This is a genomic window from Wolbachia endosymbiont (group B) of Dolichovespula media (assembly GCF_947179505.1).
Lineage (GTDB): Bacteria > Pseudomonadota > Alphaproteobacteria > Rickettsiales > Anaplasmataceae > Wolbachia.
The window spans coordinates 195490-212791 of record NZ_CAMXBR010000002.1; the positions used below are offsets into that span (position 1 = coordinate 195490).

General features: G+C 32.7%; 13 protein-coding genes and 1 pseudogene. 4 read left to right on the forward strand and 10 right to left on the reverse strand.

Annotated elements, in window-relative coordinates; all coding sequences use genetic code 11:
• Nucleotides 1-132 precede the first annotated feature (132 nt).
• Nucleotides 133-654, reverse strand: coding sequence for a GTPase (locus OM967_RS02020; protein WP_405197047.1), 522 nt, complete (start codon nucleotides 652-654; stop codon nucleotides 133-135).
• Nucleotides 630-785 (reverse strand): GTPase, encoded by a 156-nt coding sequence (locus OM967_RS08100; RefSeq protein ID WP_405197048.1) that lies wholly within the window; start codon nucleotides 783-785, stop codon nucleotides 630-632. Before OM967_RS08100 ends, OM967_RS02020 begins: the two co-directional genes overlap by 25 nt.
• A gap of 102 nt (nucleotides 786-887) precedes the next feature.
• Here OM967_RS08100 and OM967_RS02025 point away from each other — a divergent pair, with 102 nt between their 5' ends.
• Entirely contained in the window at nucleotides 888-2339 is a 1452-nt protein-coding gene (locus OM967_RS02025; RefSeq protein ID WP_264337503.1) for a hypothetical protein, read from the forward strand.
• 424 nt (nucleotides 2340-2763) lie between these two features.
• Nucleotides 2764-2910 carry a hypothetical protein gene (locus tag OM967_RS02030; RefSeq protein WP_211908242.1) on the forward strand — a complete coding sequence of 49 codons (147 nt, stop codon included), beginning with the start codon at nucleotides 2764-2766 and terminating at the stop codon, nucleotides 2908-2910.
• 116 nt (nucleotides 2911-3026) lie between these two features.
• Here OM967_RS02030 and OM967_RS02035 read toward each other — a convergent pair whose 3' ends face one another.
• The gene (locus OM967_RS02035; RefSeq protein WP_264337504.1) at nucleotides 3027-3668 is read right to left on the reverse strand and encodes an ankyrin repeat domain-containing protein; all 642 of its coding nucleotides are present in this window, start codon (nucleotides 3666-3668) and stop codon (nucleotides 3027-3029) included.
• Nucleotides 3665-8935, reverse strand: coding sequence for an ankyrin repeat domain-containing protein (locus OM967_RS02040; RefSeq protein ID WP_264337505.1), 5271 nt, complete (start codon nucleotides 8933-8935; stop codon nucleotides 3665-3667). The genes OM967_RS02035 and OM967_RS02040 overlap by 4 nt, the downstream gene beginning before the upstream one ends.
• A gap of 974 nt (nucleotides 8936-9909) precedes the next feature.
• Between OM967_RS02040 and OM967_RS02045 the strand changes: the two genes are divergently transcribed.
• Entirely contained in the window at nucleotides 9910-10413 is a 504-nt protein-coding gene (locus OM967_RS02045) for an ABC transporter substrate binding protein (RefSeq protein WP_264337506.1), read from the forward strand.
• Nucleotides 10414-10491: 78 nt separating this feature from the next.
• On the opposite strand, the gene OM967_RS02050 is transcribed toward OM967_RS02045, so the two are convergent.
• The 6 genes from OM967_RS02050 to wmk (OM967_RS02075) all read right to left on the reverse strand — a co-directional run bounded on the left by OM967_RS02050 (nucleotide 10492) and on the right by wmk (OM967_RS02075) (nucleotide 16196).
• A complete protein-coding gene (locus OM967_RS02050) occupies nucleotides 10492-10824 on the reverse strand; it encodes a WD_0736 family protein (protein ID WP_143688908.1) in 333 nt (110 codons plus the stop codon).
• A gap of 408 nt (nucleotides 10825-11232) precedes the next feature.
• Nucleotides 11233-12135, reverse strand: a complete 903-nt coding sequence (gene wmk / locus OM967_RS02055; protein ID WP_264337295.1) for a WO male-killing family protein Wmk — start codon at nucleotides 12133-12135, stop codon at nucleotides 11233-11235.
• Between the two features lie 25 nt (nucleotides 12136-12160).
• The gene (wmk, locus tag OM967_RS02060) at nucleotides 12161-13069 is read right to left on the reverse strand and encodes a WO male-killing family protein Wmk (RefSeq protein WP_264337294.1); all 909 of its coding nucleotides are present in this window, start codon (nucleotides 13067-13069) and stop codon (nucleotides 12161-12163) included.
• A 78-nt stretch (nucleotides 13070-13147) separates the two neighbouring features.
• A complete protein-coding gene (locus OM967_RS02065) occupies nucleotides 13148-14359 on the reverse strand; it encodes a hypothetical protein (protein ID WP_264337507.1) in 1212 nt (403 codons plus the stop codon).
• 99 nt (nucleotides 14360-14458) lie between these two features.
• Complete coding sequence (locus tag OM967_RS02070; RefSeq protein ID WP_264337374.1) at nucleotides 14459-15115, reverse strand: JAB domain-containing protein; 657 nt, start codon at nucleotides 15113-15115, stop codon at nucleotides 14459-14461.
• 169 nt (nucleotides 15116-15284) lie between these two features.
• Nucleotides 15285-16196, reverse strand: a complete 912-nt coding sequence (gene wmk / locus OM967_RS02075) for a WO male-killing family protein Wmk (protein ID WP_264337291.1) — start codon at nucleotides 16194-16196, stop codon at nucleotides 15285-15287.
• 120 nt (nucleotides 16197-16316) lie between these two features.
• On the opposite strand from wmk (OM967_RS02075), the pseudogene OM967_RS02080 reads away from it, so the two are divergent.
• A pseudogene (locus OM967_RS02080) lies at nucleotides 16317-17226 on the forward strand (Rpn family recombination-promoting nuclease/putative transposase).
• Nucleotides 17227-17302: the final 76 nt, after the last annotated feature.

The window sequence follows — 17302 nt, forward strand, 5'->3', positions numbered from 1 at the left end:
TTCTACGATACCGTCCAGCCTATACTTTTGAGAAGGGGACTCTTATCTGGTCAACAGATTTTATATCTAAGTTATGACTCAGAGTTCTTCCCTTCTCCACCTAATGCTTAAGCTTAAAACACTAGATGCTTTTTACAAGATACAAGTTATGATATTCGTATCTTCAATATTGCATACATACATAACAGGCTTTGTTGTTAGCAATTGAAGCAACTTCATCTCATCTTCATCGATATTCTCCAAGCTTCTTGCCGGTTTACCTAATTTTAAAGTAGCTAATACCTCTTGCATTAATTCAAGTTGTCTCTTTAGCTCTTTATCACCTTGCTTTGCTTTCTTTTCCAATTGAGGAAGCCTTTTTTCTATGCTATCAATATCAGCTAGAATTAACTCCATTTCCACTATTTCAGCATCTGATATTGGATCTATTTTACTGTTTACATGGCTGATATCGTCATCCGTAAAGCACCTGAGCAGATGAACAATGGCATCAACTTCTCTGATATGACTCAAAAATTTATTTCCTAGTCCTTCACCCTTGCTCGCACCCTTAACCAAGCCGGCAATATCGACAACTTCCAGTTGATTGTAGATTATTTTCCCTGAGTGAGCAATCGCGGCAATTTGTTTCAAACGCTGATCTCGTATTGGCACTTTGCCAACATTTGGCTCGATTGTACAGAAAGGATAGTTTGCAGCTTCGGCTGCACTTGACTCTGTAAGTGCATTAATAAGGTTGATTTTCCTATATTTGGCAGTCCAACTATGCCACAGTTAAAGCTCATATTTGTTATTTAAAGCAATAATTATTGCATAATTTAAAAATTTCTGCTATACTTAATTAGTTACAATTTTGTTGGTATATAACTTAAATTAAAGTAAAAACTATGACTACAGCTAAGAAACGGAAACTACCAAGTGACTTTCATGATGTTGAGGTTGGAATAGAAAGGCCCAGGATATTAGGGCAAATGAATGTACCTAGGAAACGGAAATCATCAAGTGGTCTTCACGGTGTTGAAAGTCCGAAAAGGTTCAAGAGCTTTGGGCAAGAAATAACTCCTTTAAATAGTAATTCTTACCCTAACGATTTCTATGAAGGTAAACTTAGTGATGTTGTAGGGCAGTCCGTTAGTGATGTGGAACAAAAACTTTCTAGCAGTCAAGTAGCTAAGTATGATACTGCAGGAGATGGCAATTGCTTTTTCCATGCCGTGTTTGGTGAAAATAGTTCTAATGTATACAAAACTGACAAAGCTCAAGCAATGCGTAAAGAGTGGCGCGAATTTTTAAATCAGTTTAAATCATTGAATGATCCGAAAATGCCAAATGCTCTTAAGCAACACTTGAGAACATTCTTTGTAGATCTATTGAGTAACACTGGGGAAGTGCTTAATGTACCAAAAGAGATAAAAGAGCTCATTGAGGAAATAAATAAAAAAGTTGACGATATAATAAATGAAAGTGTTGAAAGAACGAAAGCTTTAAAAAATAACATTATAGAAAAGTTTTCTGAAGATGAAAAATTTTGTAATGAAATATATGAAGTAATAAAGCAAGCTACCAATGCATATAATGAGCGTAATGTGCAGCAAAGAGATTTACTTAGTATTGAAGATTTACTAAAGAAAGAAAATGAGAAAACATTGTATAATAGGGTAGAGGAAGAGCTTGAGTCTTGTGCATATAGACTTGACACCACGCTTACTAAAGAAAAATATAAAGAGGAATATATAATTAATAACGACAGAATATTAGATTCAGTTATTGGTCAAAAAGACTTCTATCAGACTTATCTCAAAGCAATACAAAAACAAGGGTATTTTGTTTTTCACGGTGAAACCCCTATTTTAGCTTCTTTATCTAATACTGAAATCGAAGCATATTTTGAGGGTCAGGAAGGTATGACAATATATAAACCAGAACCAAACATGATAAATCCTGAGTATGTAAGGAAAGATGAATTATGGGGCAATAAGAAGAAGGAAGTAATATACCTGGGTGGAAACCATTACTCTAGAGCTAGGGTTATAACTAAGGAAATTCAAGAGCAAGAAGACTTTCAATTAGCAAAAGAACTTCAATTAGATGAAATTTTGGAGTATTGTAACCTTTCAAAGGATATCTCTGAGAGAGCAGAGGTTGAGAAGAGGTTTGATGAGTTCTTGGCAAAAAATGCTGATGGAAAAATTGGTGATGTTATAGGGCAGTGCATTAATGATGTACAGCAACGTATAAAATGCCTTGAGGAGCCAGTCTTATCAAGAAGGTGCAGTGTGGAAGAAGCACGTGTAGAAAAAACATTTTATCAACAACAAGTACCACAACCTGTAAGATAAGTCTTCATAGTCTATATACTTCTATAGGGGGCATTCTATAATAAAAGCCATGCTCATTATTAACCACTGCTTAATAAGAATAAAGTCTTAGCAAAACAAACATAAGAACAATAGGATTTCTTGCTTGCAAAGCAACTCCAAGATCGGGAGGAAAAAGACTTTTTCCTTGCAAGGCAACTTGTTCGGTAGAAGCTGTAGCTTTACTCCTCTCGTTTGAGTTTTATTACTACAACTCCCCCTAAAGAACCGTGCTTGCAGATTTCCCGCACACGGCTCATCAATATTAGTTTTCACAGTCGTCCCTCTTATGCATATAAAGAAAAATGTATTTTTGGCTTTGGGGGGGGTATAATAGTTTAGATTTGATCTGACAAGCAAACAAAGTAAGATAAAAATATAAACAAGTTTTAAAGGAGTGTCAGATATGAATACAACACAAGAAAAAATACTAAAACCAAAGTTGGGATTGCTAGAACTTGCAAAGGTAAATGAAATCGATAATACAAGTAACTTTTATAGATATTGTATCTTTAGGCTATTTTGTTGTCCCAAGTTTGGGACAACAAAATAACCATTTCCAGCGCTCAAAATCAAGAGACGTGAGAAGTGTTTTTCTTGGAATGTGTTGATCTAGCGCCATTCTGTTAAATGAAGGTACGGATACCTTATCACTTATGCTCCTTCATTTTATTGCATGCACCAGTACCTATTGTCAACTAACTGCTGTGAGTCACTATTTTCCAATTGACTATTAACTTTTTCCTCTAACTTATTACAAATGTCACCTTGCATTCTATGATCAAGATCTTCAAATTGCATTGATGTGTCTGATACGTTATCTTGAAGCAGTTGTATATTCGGCGTATTTTCATTAGATATTGCACTTGTATTTTCTAATCTTCTTTTCTTAGACTTACCTAAATGTATAGTTGTCTTCTGTTGTTTTCTATGTGATTGCACTTTTAAGTCTGAAGAACAAGGGCCTGAGGACATAATTGATTGCGCTTTAATATTTTGGTCATGAATAGCAATATAATAACGCAAAAGATCTTTGTATTCTAGATTCATAGTAGCCCCTTGCTCTAAAAGGTATTCAATAATATCTAAGCGACCAGCGATAACAGCGTATTGTAGAGGACTAACACCATTTCTATCCTGTAGATTTACATTAGCTCCTTTTTCTACAAAGTATTTAACAATATTTAGGTGACCAGCAATAACAGCATAGTGCAGAACCCCCCTACCACGCTTATCTTGTAGATTTATGCAAGCTCCTCGCTCTAAAAGGCTAGGAATAATATTTAAGAGACTACTGAATTTTAGATTCATATTAGCCCATTTATCTGTAAGGTATTCAATAATATCTGAGCAGCAGTGACAACATAGTGTAAAAAGCTTATACTGTTTCTACAATATAGATTTACACTATCTTCATATAAAGTATTACCAACAGCAAAATCAACTACTTTGGATTGTGGAAGAAATGATTTTTTCTCTATTTCCTTTTCTAAACATTTTTTTCTTTCACTTTCAGTAGACATTTTTTGTGTAGTACCAAGATGATTTAACCCTATTCTTCTCTCCTGTAACTCTTGCATGTTTTTAAGTTCTTGTGATGCCCCTTTTTTTTCAAGATAGGCATACCCAACAGATAATTGTATAAGATTTTTATAAAAACCTATATGATTGCTTTCATACAACTCACCTGAGCTAATCAAGTTGTTGAACTCCGTTAACACTTCATCTAATAGATTTCTTTTATCTTTCATACTTATCATTTTTTCAATAAAAGGACTTCTAAGTATGAAAGGACTTTGCTTTTGGTATTTTAGAATATCAAATAAACATTCTTGTAAAATCGATGAATTCAATTTATGTAAGTTGATATGTGGCGATGTTGTTGTAAGATAGAAGTATTTTTCATCTTGAATGCTATAAAGTTTTCCTAAGATCCGGGTGTATTTGAGGTATGAAAAATACAATAAGTCATGGTTTTTAAAAAAATCTTGATAGAAATTATCTTTTCCCGTAGAATTAAATTCTACTTTAAAATGTTCAACGTAGTACAATACTGTAAATGCACATAGATACTCTTCCTTCATTACAAATACTCTAGCCAAATCAATTGATAGAGTTGCCAATCTACTTGATAAGTTATCACTGACAGAAAGTAGAGAAGCACAACTTCGTAAATAATCTAATGCACAATCATACTTCTCCTCTATGGTGTAAGTAATAACTATAAAATGATCTAGAAGCATTTGCTCAAAATAACCCCTGTAGCTGCTTTTTCTGAGTTCAAAAAGCTCTTTTAACCCTGAACAATCTTCTAATGCAACTAACGCAAGGGCACGTAAATATCTAATTTTTAAAGAATTTTCCGTTGAAGATTCAATAATCGGCAATATTCTTGTTGAAAGCCTGACAACTTCCTTATACTCGCCCTCTAAATGTAAACGTGTGATAGATCTAATCACAAAAGGCTCTTCTTCTTTAAAAGTGTTATAGTTCCCAAGGTAATCGACTAAGGCTATAAGATGCAAAGTATCAGTTTTTTCCAACAAATTGCTAAATTCATCTTCAAATATTTCCACAGCAGTTAGCAGTATATCCTCCTTTTGATCTTCAGCGATTTGCGAACGTATGGCTTCTTTTATCGATTCATGTATAACATACATTTTTTTTCTGCCTATCATTTCTATATCAAGCAGAGAATAATTTTCCATCAATTTGAAAGTAGACTCTAGTTCAACCAAAACTAAAAACATATCAGGGTCAATGTAGCTATTACCCAAATGAGCCATAACTTTCAAACACCTAAAAGGTACTCCACCATTTTTCTTTTCCATTACCTCCATGGAAATGCCTGTTGTTACTAATAAAACCCTATCATATTTGTCCTGCTTATTATTTTTTGGAATTACCTGATCAAGATCTTCATATTTTATTAAATATTCATGAATTCCAAATGCTTCTTTTGAATTACTTAACTTACTATTTCTAATATAAGCTGCTGCTAGCTTTATAGCTAATGGAAAACCTTCAAGCCTTTTTACAAATACTTTTATTTGTTCGTCTTGTGATTTATCTACTATTCCTAAAATTCTTTTAGTAAGTTGTACAGCTTGATCTTCTTCAAAAGCATCCAAAGCGACTTCTACTACGCCTTTACAAGGCTGATCAGGAAAAGTGAATAAAAAATCAAAACCTACTCGATCCTCTACCTCTAGAACCTCTTCTATGTCTTCTCTTTTAGCATTATGACAAATAATTAGACATTTTTTACTTCCTATTAGTGATTTTTTTTCTTCCATATATATACCTAACTTCCTTTTGGTTAAAGAAGAAAAACGCCTCTCTATAGGTAACATGTTACTGTCTTCTATCTCATAGATATGGCTATAACTTTCTCTACTTTCCTCAGCACACTTTCTAGCCAGTTGAGTTTTGCCCATGCCATATTTACCAGTTATTACTACCACTGCTCCTTTTTCCTTTTGCAGTTCTTGACATATCCTTTTTACTTGCTCTTGCCTTCCTGTAAAGTCATCTACTGCGGGACACACATCTTTAAGCTTCTGTTTCTTCAATTTAGATTTAAATCTTTTTATAGAAAAGAAAGATTGATTAATTCCCTTTATACTAAGCTGAAATCCATCAGTTTTTTTTGTGTCATTATAATGTAATTCAAAGGATTTCTTATACTCTTGAAAAATTTCCTCAGTATGGCTTTTAAATATTTTTTCTAGCTTAGAATAATAAGCTAAATCTTGTAACTTTACTAGACTGTCTTTTACTAAAGACATATATTCAAGATTTTTTTCAGATTTTTTTAGCCGCTTTATGCTTGCTGCCGTATCTCGAGCACTAATGGGCTTTCTTTTTTCTGCTGTGATTAAAGATTCTTGACGACAGAGTAGGCTTGTTTTTCTTTTTCTATGAAGAAACTTAATTTCCTTAAATAAAGACTCTGCTTCTTTCTCAATGTGTGATCTAACCTGTTCGACAAGATTATTCCATTTTCCTCTACTTGGTATTTGAATCTCTTCATTAACAATAGAGAACACCTCTTCCACAGTGTTTACAAAGCTTTGTTGATCCAAAGTATATACGTAATCCTCAAATTCCGTACTTGTAGTTTTTACTTCATCATACACTTTTCTCAACTTCTCACATATAAAAAGACGACGATAACCATACTGACTAGATTTATCTCTTTTTTCATAATAGATAAGAGAGTCTTCTTTCCCCGTTACAATTCCAATATTTTCATACAGATCTATGATATTATAACTCCTCTTTCCATACTGTGCCACTTTACCATGTATTTTCTGTGAATATTTATCTAGAACAAGAGCTTCAACTATGCTTGCACCATCTACACTCCTATCATATTCTTTTTGAATATAATATTGAATTATCTTATCCACAATATCCTCTACTACACTTGAAACTTGATCAAAACCAATTTTCTCAAGTTGTGCTTCAAAGCTTTGAAAAATATCACACCCAGCATCTACTAACACTTTCCTAAAAATGAGCTTACAACTGTCAAACATTCCTATTAAATCTGATAGACAAGAAAAACTTCTGCTCCTATATGCTCTCTCACCACCTATTGTCCTTACACCTCTACATACTGAAAATCCAAAGATGCTTCGTACGAAATCTTTGTTAATTACTTCTTGTGGAAGCACTTCTTTTTTCCTTCTTATCATCTCTCCAAATGTAGAATATATAATAAGCTTCATTTCAAATGATTGTACAAAGCTCTGAACAAACTTTACTAAATCTGAATATTCTGTTTGGTAAAATTGACAGTGATTCCTATTTTTATAAAACAAGCGTATTTCATTATTATGACATTCTCTTTGTTTACCATAAGTTTCGGATGAATTTTCCTTACATACTGTTATTGCAGTTTCTAATAGCTGGGACATTGCTTTTATCTCATATGTACCACCCCAAGCTTTAGGACTCCTCATACATTCTAAATATGCTTCAAATTGAAATTTACGAACCTTTTTAGGGTTATTTATCTTCTCAAGCTCAATACAAATGTCATCTACTGCATTACTATTGAAGTGGCTAGGCTGGAGTTTACTAGACTCGATTCCATACTGCTGCTTAACTTCAATTTCAGAGCCAAAATCAGAAAGAAATTTTTCTTTAAAGCTACCATTTGTTATATAACCTTCATTTTTACTCTCAAAAAAGTCTATCATACTAATCTCGTCTTTCAATTCCTCTTGAAACGAACGCATTTTTTCAACAACTCTTTCACGAAATATTTTCTCTACTAACCACCTTAGCATATCATTTTGGCAAATATGTACATCACCTTGGATTAGCCTTTGGATTGTTTGTACATCATGGCCGTCTCCAAATAATTGGTAAAATCTCTTGCAGAATTTATTATTGTCAAATTTTACAGGAGTTAAATAAGCTAAAGCAACAGACCAAAATAGGCAACTACCATCTCCTGGGACATCAATTCTTTTATACGAAACAAGTGGTTGCAGTATCTTAGCAATACCCTTCCTGTTATTACTTCTAGCGATGTCTATGGAAGTCTTACCCTCCATGTTTAAAATATTAGCGTTAGCTCTTTTTCTCAATAGAAACCTGATAATTTCTAACTCGTCATTACAAACAGCAATATGTAACAGTGTATCACCACGTTGATTAACCTGACAATTAACATCCAACCTTGGATGTGCTCTAAAAAAAACTTTTAGCTTTTCAAGCTTTTCCATTTCTAAAAGACTACAGTCCTCTATAGTATTAATAAGTTCTTCATATATTTGCTCCAAGGACAGTTCTTTCAACATACTCTGAACTTGAGTTAGGTCAGAATAAGGTAATGGTTGCTGAACTTCCTTTCTGAGTATTGGCTCAAAATGAGAATATCCTCCATTTATTATATGCAAGATACTACCATCGTTATAATCAACTTTATCATATCCACCTATATTTCTTAAACCTGAATCATCTATTAATTGATGCAAAAAAGGCTCTTGTTGATTATCATTAGTATACCATGGATTGCTCTCTATAACATGTAGCTTGACATTATACTTTTTACAAATTAGCCTTCCCTCAATCTCAACCCTACCCCATATAGGAGCTTGTAATGTACTTCCATACTTTGAGCCAGTTAATGCTTGATGCAAGGGTAGATTTGTGCTCTTCATTTTTTCTATATCTTCAACAGTATATTCTATGCTATCCAAGTAAGCATTCCATAATTCATCATCATTAATACCAGGCTGCGGAAGTATTACTGTAGAATCTTCACGGTTTCTAGCATCCTGTATAACTTGCTTTCTTAATTGTTGATCATTTAAAGTTAGCTTCTTACAAACCTGACGTAAAGACTTAACAGTAAATTCCATGCCAGGCCTAAGCTGTCTAAGTCCCTGTGCAACTGCATCAAAGAAACAATCTCCTCCTCCAATTGCTTTTCCTATTGTAAAACCTTCTGGCAGCTTTAATATTTGCTGACTGCTAGATAGTAGTGTGTCTTCTTTTTGCATTCTTATTAACCTAGATTGATTATCTATTACTTGTTCCTTTGTATTTTCTTTACCTAACATAAAGCCCCCTATATTTTAATATTCATATTTTGATGATTTTGTCGTAAACCTCTTTTCTAAAGATTGGTTTCAACATTTGATTCTTATACAGCTGTACCAAAACAATTTGCTGTAGAAACCTTAAGTTAATTCCAAGTAACTTTGATTGCTGAGTAACAGTGTGCTTTTCTTTTGATTTCTTACTAAACTAGATATATTCTTAAAAAAGCCAGGATTGCTTTCTGAATGATGTACATAATACAATGCATCTGACTCAACACCTCATGTATTTATTATGTTAAAGTCCACTATAGCTAAAGAAATCTAGCAGAACAAGAACCTTTTTGCATGTTTTAGTATTTTTTTTAAACTAAAGCCAGTGCTTGCAAAAATACTTCTATTTTTTTACTTTAATGTACTAACTGATCCTTTCTACTTTTAAATAAATTAATACCCACTTAATCTCACACATCACTAAAAACCTAAACGACACAGCCATTTCCAGAACCCAAAACTAGCTAGTGAGAGAAGAGTTTGTTTTGGGATGCGTTGGACTACCATGTGTACCATACGAACTTTTTTATATGGTAATTTCACTGTAAGCTAAAACCAGCTATATTGGATCACTTTCGCTAAATCTACGACGAACTGGTTTGCCTAATTTTGTTGTAACAATTTCAAGCTTTTATTTTTACAACCCTATTTTTACGCAACGCGTTCTCGTAAATATACGTACTATTTTTGTGTTTTTGGGGAAAGTAAATAATTAAATCCTTTACGACGCTAATTCGCAGTATGTTTCTAATGCTATTTTCACTGCTTCAAATATAATTGACATTATATTTAAAACATATTAGACTTAGTTATATAATAATAGAATTTATATATATGATATCTGTAGAAATTAATAATTTAAATCAAGGATGGCGTTGGCGTAAATAATTTTACATCAATTTTAGGCTTTGTTTGAATTGTAGTTTTTATAGGGTATCACGATGTTGTTTTCCGTCATTTTTAAAGCTTTCTATTATAAGAAGTATCTTTTAGCGTTTCTATCTGTCCTGTTTTTTACTGTTGCAGTTTATGCTAATCATAAAAATATTGGTATTATTGTACCTCTTGAACATGAAGCAATGACTCAGATTGTTAATGGAATTAAAGAATCGTTGCAAGACCAGAGTGTTAAAATTACAGTTAAAAATGCTCATGGGGATCCTAATGTTTTACTCACAATAATTAAGCAAATGCAGCAGCAAGACATACTCATGCCTATTGGTTCTTCTACCTCTCTAATGACTATTTCTCATATAAAAAATAAACCTATCGTTTGTCAAGTTATAGGTGATAAATATATACGCATACAATCGCAATTAAAAATAGCATCACCCGACATGGATAATATTACATCAAAAAATATCAAATCTCTTCAGCAAGAGGCAAAGGCAATGGTAGAAGGCAATCAAAAAGTAATCGATAAATTTTGTGACATTGTATCTTAATTTACATCAAGTAAAATCTAAAGCTTTAGTTGAGCCAGAAAAGTAAAATAAGCAAATTTGCCTTGTTGAGAAATCTTATTATCTTTGTGTACTACTTTCTTTTTCACTACTAAAAAATCCACATAAATGGTTAAAAACCTTTTCAATAAAAAGCTCGCTTTCCTTTCCTGTAAAAGCTTCTTTTATTTCATGCAAACTACTTGTTGCCTTATTGCTATTTTTTATGACTGAGTAGCTTTCAATAGCTTGGCAAGCAGACAAAATAGTTATTGCCCCTATTATAGTTGAAACAATTATGGCAATTAAAGGTGCTATTGTTGTAAGTACTGCTGCAATTAATGAGATGCCAACACAAAACGCAATAGCTGAAATGCAAAATGCTACTGTATGTTTCTTTTCATGACTAACCATACACACCTTCTTAATAAATCTGTTAAAAGGATAACTTATTTTTTTAGTACCGTCAATATTTTTAGAAAAATTGGCATACTCAAGATAATCATTTGTGATACCAATGAATTACATTAAGCAAATTCTAATTTAGTTAATTCACTTCAATCTATTTGAACATTATATATTAAACACAGAAGCACAAGAATTTCATTCAGTAATTTAGATATATTAAATATACAATTATTTTTATTGATATTTTAATGTATTATTTATGAGTAAGTAAACTACTGAAATCTTTAATCCAGGTTAAGTTTTGAAAGCATGATTTTCAAGCTCCTCAATAGAAATGTCCAGCATAAGTAGATTATTTGCAACCTTTATCTATATTAAGTATATAACTACTTTTACTTATATCTTTAACACAATTCAATTTTCACACTCATCAGTAGTTAGGCCACTTGCTCGCACAATAATATCAATAGCAACACCTGCCTTTGCTAGATTTTTCGCAACTTTGATCTTTTCTATTTTTTTAACTTTTTTCTTGCCATTTTTCATACTTTCAGATAGAGATTTGACTAGTGATTCTTGTTCTCCGTACTCATCCATTAAACTCAATAGCTTTTTGCTTTCTCTTGTTTTAGGTAGCAGAACTTTAATATTCACTGATAATCCTTCTGCTATTTGATATAATTTGTCAAATGATATGGCAGTGTATCCTATTTCATATTCGTGTATTTCCTTGAGTGTTAAACCAACTTTATCCGCCAAATCTTTTTGAGTATATCTTCTTATCAACCTCCATTCTCTTATTCTTTGCCCTATTCTGTAGTATATAGAATCAGTGCAGACTTCTTTCTCTGTATTATCATACTCGTAAATAGATAAGCCGGTTGCTTGGGAAATTATGTCAACTGAAACTCCTTCTTTAACTAGATTTTTTGCTACTTCTAATCTTGCCTCCTCTTGATTGATTTTCTCGCTAATATGAACAAACCTGATTAATGAAGGTACTATTTTGCCTAACTTTTGATTCTCATATATTTTTGTTAGATAGAGTATTTCTTCGTCTTCATCTTCATACTCTCTTACTGTTATTGGTTTAGGTAATAGATCTACAACATTAACTGACAGTACTCTTGCTATTACATATAGTACTTCAATCGGAATAGGAATATACCCATTTTCATAATTGGTTACTTCTTTATATGCTAATCCGATTTTACTTGCTAACTCTGCTTGAGTACACCTTTGCATTAATCTACAATCTTCTATTTTTTGCCCTATTTTGTAGTGTATAGAACTAACATCTCTTACAGAAACAAACATATATACCTTACTTAGAAATAAATTTTCATGCAATTTGATCAGCGGATAAACCAACTATTTGCAAAATAATATCAATAGAAATTCCCCCTTTTACTAAATCCTTTGCAACTTTGATCCTTTCCGCTTTTCTTACTTTTTCTTCACAAATCCGTATGCCTTCAAACAAAGATTTTATTAGTGCATTACGTAGTTCTTGACTTTCAATCTTTTTGTATTCTTCAATTAAATTCGGTAGTTCATTTTCTACTTTACTACCTTCCTCTATTAGCAGATCTGTAATATTAATCGATAATGTTTCTGCTATTACATATAATTTTCCCAGTGGAGTAGCTACACGTCCTTGTTCATAGTTGCTTATTTCGTGACGGGTTGTATTCATTTTCTTTCCTAAATCTTTTTGAGTATACTCTTTTACTAGCCTCCATTCTTTTATCTTCCTTCCTATTTGGCAGTAAATAGAACCAACTTTTTCTTCAACACATTCATCAGCAGAGAGACTGATTGTTTTTGCAATAACATCAACAGAAACTCCTGCTTCAACCAAACCCTTTGCAATTTTTACTTTCTCTGCTTTCCTACTACTTTTTTCACTAACTTGGACAAATTGGGTTAATAAACAAAACATCTTACGTAACTCCTGATCATTAATCTTTTTATATTCTCTTACTAGATTTAATATTTCTTCTCCCTCATCTTCAAGACAGCTTTTTGATACAGGAATAAGATCCGTAATACTGATTGATAGTGCCTCAGCTATAGCATATAACCTTTCAATTGAAATTCTACGATTCCCTTTCTCATATTGCAATATCACCCAATACTTTACACCAATTTTCTCAGCTAAATCCTTCTGAGTATAACCTCTCTCTAACCTCCAATTTTTTACTTTTTCCCTTACTTCACAGTCTAGACTTTTTTCCACGAAAACAACCATGCGTATAATATTTTCTACTATAGCTCAGATATAACGGTAGAAAAAACCTCTGGAACCTTAAAGTTTGCTGTAGACGCATTAAAGTTCCCTAAAGGTTTCTTTACTACCTCCACATACCCTATTTACCCATGAAGACAATACTTTATCATTGCTAATCTCTTTTATAGCATACTTTTCATTCCATATGCCACATCTAGTGAAATTACCTCTTTCTACCACTTCCTTAAGCTTCACTCCCCCAAAGAGGCAATTTTTTCCAATTTCTTCGCCTCTTTTTTGTAACTCAGCCCACATTTCCTTGTTTTCTACTCTGACTTGTACTTGATCATATTTTTTTACATCGTGGTACAATATAATATTTAGCTTACCAATGCTTGTAGGAAACTCTAATATAATAGAGCTTTCATCTGACATATCGATATAGTTTCTTATACCTCCCTTCTCACTTTTAACCTCAACTGCATCATTGCCAATTTTTAAAATATTAATTCCTAACTCTCTCAGTATTTTGGCTACCTCTACCTTGCTATCCCCAGAAAATTCTATATACGATGTTGTATTATCTATCTCAACATCTATTAATTCTCCTTCTTGCATAGCATTTTCGCCAGCTTTCTCTAGTTCTTCTAGTCTCTCATCTATCTGTGGCTGAACTTCTGGCTGTAGCTCATTATAGATTTCACCTATTAGTTTATTCTGCAATAAAGTATCATGAAAATCTGCACCACTTAGCATTAATTTACGCATTATCTTTTTTCGATCAGTCTTATCAAATTTATGAAAATGTGTACCCAATACTACATACTCTGCAATGCTCCATTCCCCATCGTTATATGCATTTATTCTTGCTCCAGAGGCTAGTACTTGGTCTATAGTTTTGTGCAATTCATTTACGTTTTTTGCCTCTACCACTTCACTTTTAAACCAGCTCAACTTTTCGCTTTCGCTTATACTTGGCTTTATTTTTTGCAAAGCTGAAGCAAATGGATTTAACCCTTCTGGATAATCTGCTTGATTACTCAAAGGTTTTGTGCCATAAATATAGTCAAATCCTTTCCCATAGTTGATTTGGTTTTCGCGAACTTCTCTACAAGGGAAAGGTACTATTTCTTTATCTCCAGGCTTTTTAGCCTTATTAATTTTGCTTACAAAGGTAGACTGCTCTTCAGTACGACCAATTCCTATAATAGCATTTAACATCTCACCTTTTGATAACTTATCAAGGTCAACGTTTAATTCGTAAGTACCTCCTTTTTTGTCACCAAAAGGTACAATTATTTTATTACCCATATTAGCCTCCGCTATTAAATATACTTTCTAAGTGTACAGTTATTATACACTTTATTACTTATAATAAATCATAGTGAGTAGATTTGCAAATACTTTCTGCTATAACAATCCACTTTCTCTAAAACTAAAATAGCCCCCACTTGTAATGATAATATGATCAAATAATCTAACGCTTACAGTACTACATGCTGCTGCTAAGCTCTTCGTTACTTCTTGATCTTCTTCTGATGGTTCTAAGCGTCCCCCAGGATGGTTGTGTGACATTATTACTAATGTTGCATTCTTTATTAATGCTTTTCTTATAATTTCCTTTATGTATACTGGTGCTTTTTCCATTTCACCAATATAGGATTCTTCTCCAATTAGTTGACGCCTTTTATTCAAGTACAGTATTTTTACACATTCCCTCTCTGCATGACCTATACTTACGTTTAAGTACTCTACTAGCCCTTGTAAGTCCATTATTGGCTCACTCTTAAGCTTTTCTTTCAGTACCCTTTCTAGTGTTTCCTTAACACACATAATCATTGCTACTGCAGAATCAGTTACTCCTTCTATAACTTTCAGGTCATCCATTTCTCGGCCTAAAATCCTTCCTACTCCCGTATAAGTGTTCACCAGATTTTTAGCAATTTCTTGAGCTTGTGGTCTTTCATGTACTGCACTTAAAAACGTTTCCATTATTTCACGATCAAGTAGTGCTTTGCCTTTGCTTTCTAATATTCTGAATTCGATTTCTTCTTTACTTTTATTCATATAATTTACCCTTCACTAACAACAAACTTTTTTTAAATATTTACTGCTGTTTTTTATCAGCATTGGCATAGAGCCATAGCTTTCGAGTGAAGTCAAATCAATTTTTCAATCTTTTTTACTTATTTTTTCATCAAAAAGTAAAGATGTTAATAGATACTGATTTTTTTACTTAAATTTGTTGAATTTCGTCTAAAGAGATGCCTATTGTTTTTAAAATAATATTGATAGAAATTCCTTTTTTTACTAAGTCTTTTGCAATTTTGATCTTTTCTGCTCTTTTCACTTTTTCTTCGCAAATCCGTATGCCTTCAAATAGAGATCTTATTAATGCATTACGTAGTTCTTGACTTTCAATCTTTTTGTATTCTTTTATTAAATCAGGTAGTTCATTTTCTACTATCTCATCTTCTTCTATGAGCAGATCTGTAATGCTAATTGATAATGTTTCTGCTATTGCATATAATTTTTCCAGTGGAATGGCCACACGTCCTTGCTCATAGTTGCTTATTTCATCACGTGTTGTATCCATTTTCTCAGCCAAATCCTTTTGAGTATACTCCCGTACTGCCCTCCACTCCTTTATCTTTTTTCCTATTTGGTAGTAGATAGAACCCGTTTTTTCTTCAACACATTCATCAGCAGACAGACCAATTGTTTTTGAAACAGTATCAACAGAAACTCCTGCTTTAATAAGACCTTTTGCAATTTTTATTCTCTCCGTTTTTTTACTATTTTTCTCACTAACTTGAACAAATTTGGTTAGTAAACAAAACATTCTACGTAATTCCTGATCATTAATCTTTTTATATTCTCTTACTAGATTTAGTATTTCTTCTCCCTCATCTTCAAGACAGATTTTTTCATTTGATACAGGAATTAGGTCTACAATACCAATCGACAATATCTCTGCTATAGCATACAACTTTTCAATCGAAATTTTACGTGTTCCTTTTTCATATTGTAGTACTACTTGATACGTTACACTGACTTTCTTCGCTAAATCTTTTTGAGTATATCCTCGCTTTAACCTCCAGTTCCTTACTTTTTGTGCTATCTGATACCTTATTGAGATGTTTGCCATAAATATTATACATGTTAATACTACCAAACAAAGATATACAAAAACTTCTATGTTTGCATTTTAGTTGAATATTTCTTCAGAATTGTGTATAATTATTAATGCTTTTTAGGTACTCTTGCTATGGCTCTCTCGAAGTTTCTGGATCCCAAGAATGATGTCGCATTTCGCCGTATCTTTTGCACTGAAAAGAATAAAGACATCCTCATTCACTTTCTCAATGATATTCTGGGTTTTACTGGCAAAAATGAAATAAAGGATATAGAGTTTTTAAGTACTATTCAAGACCCTGATATTGCCTCTAAAAAGCAAAGCATTGTTGATGTATTATGTAGAGATTCCACGGGGGTGCAATGGATTATTGAAATGCAGGTCGCTAAAACCAAAGGCTTCGAGAAACGTGCCCAATACTATGCTGCTAAAGCCTATTCAAGACAAGCCGATAAAGGTGATCAATACCAGGACCTTAAGGAAATTATCTTTAATTGCTATAGCAGATTGTATTTTATTTCCTGATAAGTCTGAGTACAAATCAAAGCATACTATTCGCGATGAAGATACTAATGAACGTGATCTAAAAGATTTTTACTTTATATTTATTGAGTTGCCTAAATTTCCAAAAACAAAAGAAGATCAGCTTTCAAGTATAGTTGAAAAATGGGTCTACTTCTTTAGATATGCAGATGAAACTAGTGAAGAAGAGCTAGAGAGAATAATAGGAAGTGATCTAATAATTAAAAGAGCGTATGAAGAATTAAATAGGTTCAACTGGTCAGAAAAAGAATTTATAGCCTATGAACAAGAGATAAAGCGTATTCGTGATGAACAGGCTGTCCTCGCTCAAAAACTCGATGATGCCACTCAAAAAGGTAGACAAGAAGGCATCCAAATCGGCCATGAAAAAGGCAGAAAAGCAGAGAAAATTGAGGTTGCAAAGAATCTACTTAAAGCAGGAGTTTCTATTGACATTATAACTCAAACTACTGGTCTTTCTGTTGATTATATTGAGAAAATTCAAGAAAAGAAGTTTTAGCCATAACGTTTTTTTATTAAACCCTCTATTCTGGTAATTTTAATATTGCAATCCATTCTAATTTCTGTATAATGCC

Excerpts from the sequence above, each read along its gene's own strand:
- OM967_RS02045 (WP_264337506.1), top strand. The coding sequence starts at position 9,910 with ATGTTGTTTTCCGTCATTTTTAAAGCTTTCTATTATAAGAAGTATCTT.
- OM967_RS02050 (WP_143688908.1), bottom strand. The coding sequence starts at position 10,824 with ATGGTTAGTCATGAAAAGAAACATACAGTAGCATTTTGCATTTCAGCT.
- OM967_RS02065 (WP_264337507.1), bottom strand. The coding sequence starts at position 14,359 with ATGGGTAATAAAATAATTGTACCTTTTGGTGACAAAAAAGGAGGTACT.
- OM967_RS02025 (WP_264337503.1), top strand. The coding sequence starts at position 888 with ATGACTACAGCTAAGAAACGGAAACTACCAAGTGACTTTCATGATGTT.
- wmk (WP_264337291.1), bottom strand. The coding sequence starts at position 16,196 with ATGGCAAACATCTCAATAAGGTATCAGATAGCACAAAAAGTAAGGAAC.
- OM967_RS02035 (WP_264337504.1), bottom strand. The coding sequence starts at position 3,668 with ATGAATCTAAAATTCAGTAGTCTCTTAAATATTATTCCTAGCCTTTTA.
- OM967_RS02040 (WP_264337505.1), bottom strand. The coding sequence starts at position 8,935 with ATGTTAGGTAAAGAAAATACAAAGGAACAAGTAATAGATAATCAATCT.
- OM967_RS02070 (WP_264337374.1), bottom strand. The coding sequence starts at position 15,115 with ATGAATAAAAGTAAAGAAGAAATCGAATTCAGAATATTAGAAAGCAAA.
- OM967_RS02030 (WP_211908242.1), top strand. The coding sequence starts at position 2,764 with ATGAATACAACACAAGAAAAAATACTAAAACCAAAGTTGGGATTGCTA.
- OM967_RS08100 (WP_405197048.1), bottom strand. The coding sequence starts at position 785 with ATGAGCTTTAACTGTGGCATAGTTGGACTGCCAAATATAGGAAAATCA.
- wmk (WP_264337294.1), bottom strand. The coding sequence starts at position 13,069 with ATGGTTGTTTTCGTGGAAAAAAGTCTAGACTGTGAAGTAAGGGAAAAA.
- wmk (WP_264337295.1), bottom strand. The coding sequence starts at position 12,135 with ATGTTTGTTTCTGTAAGAGATGTTAGTTCTATACACTACAAAATAGGG.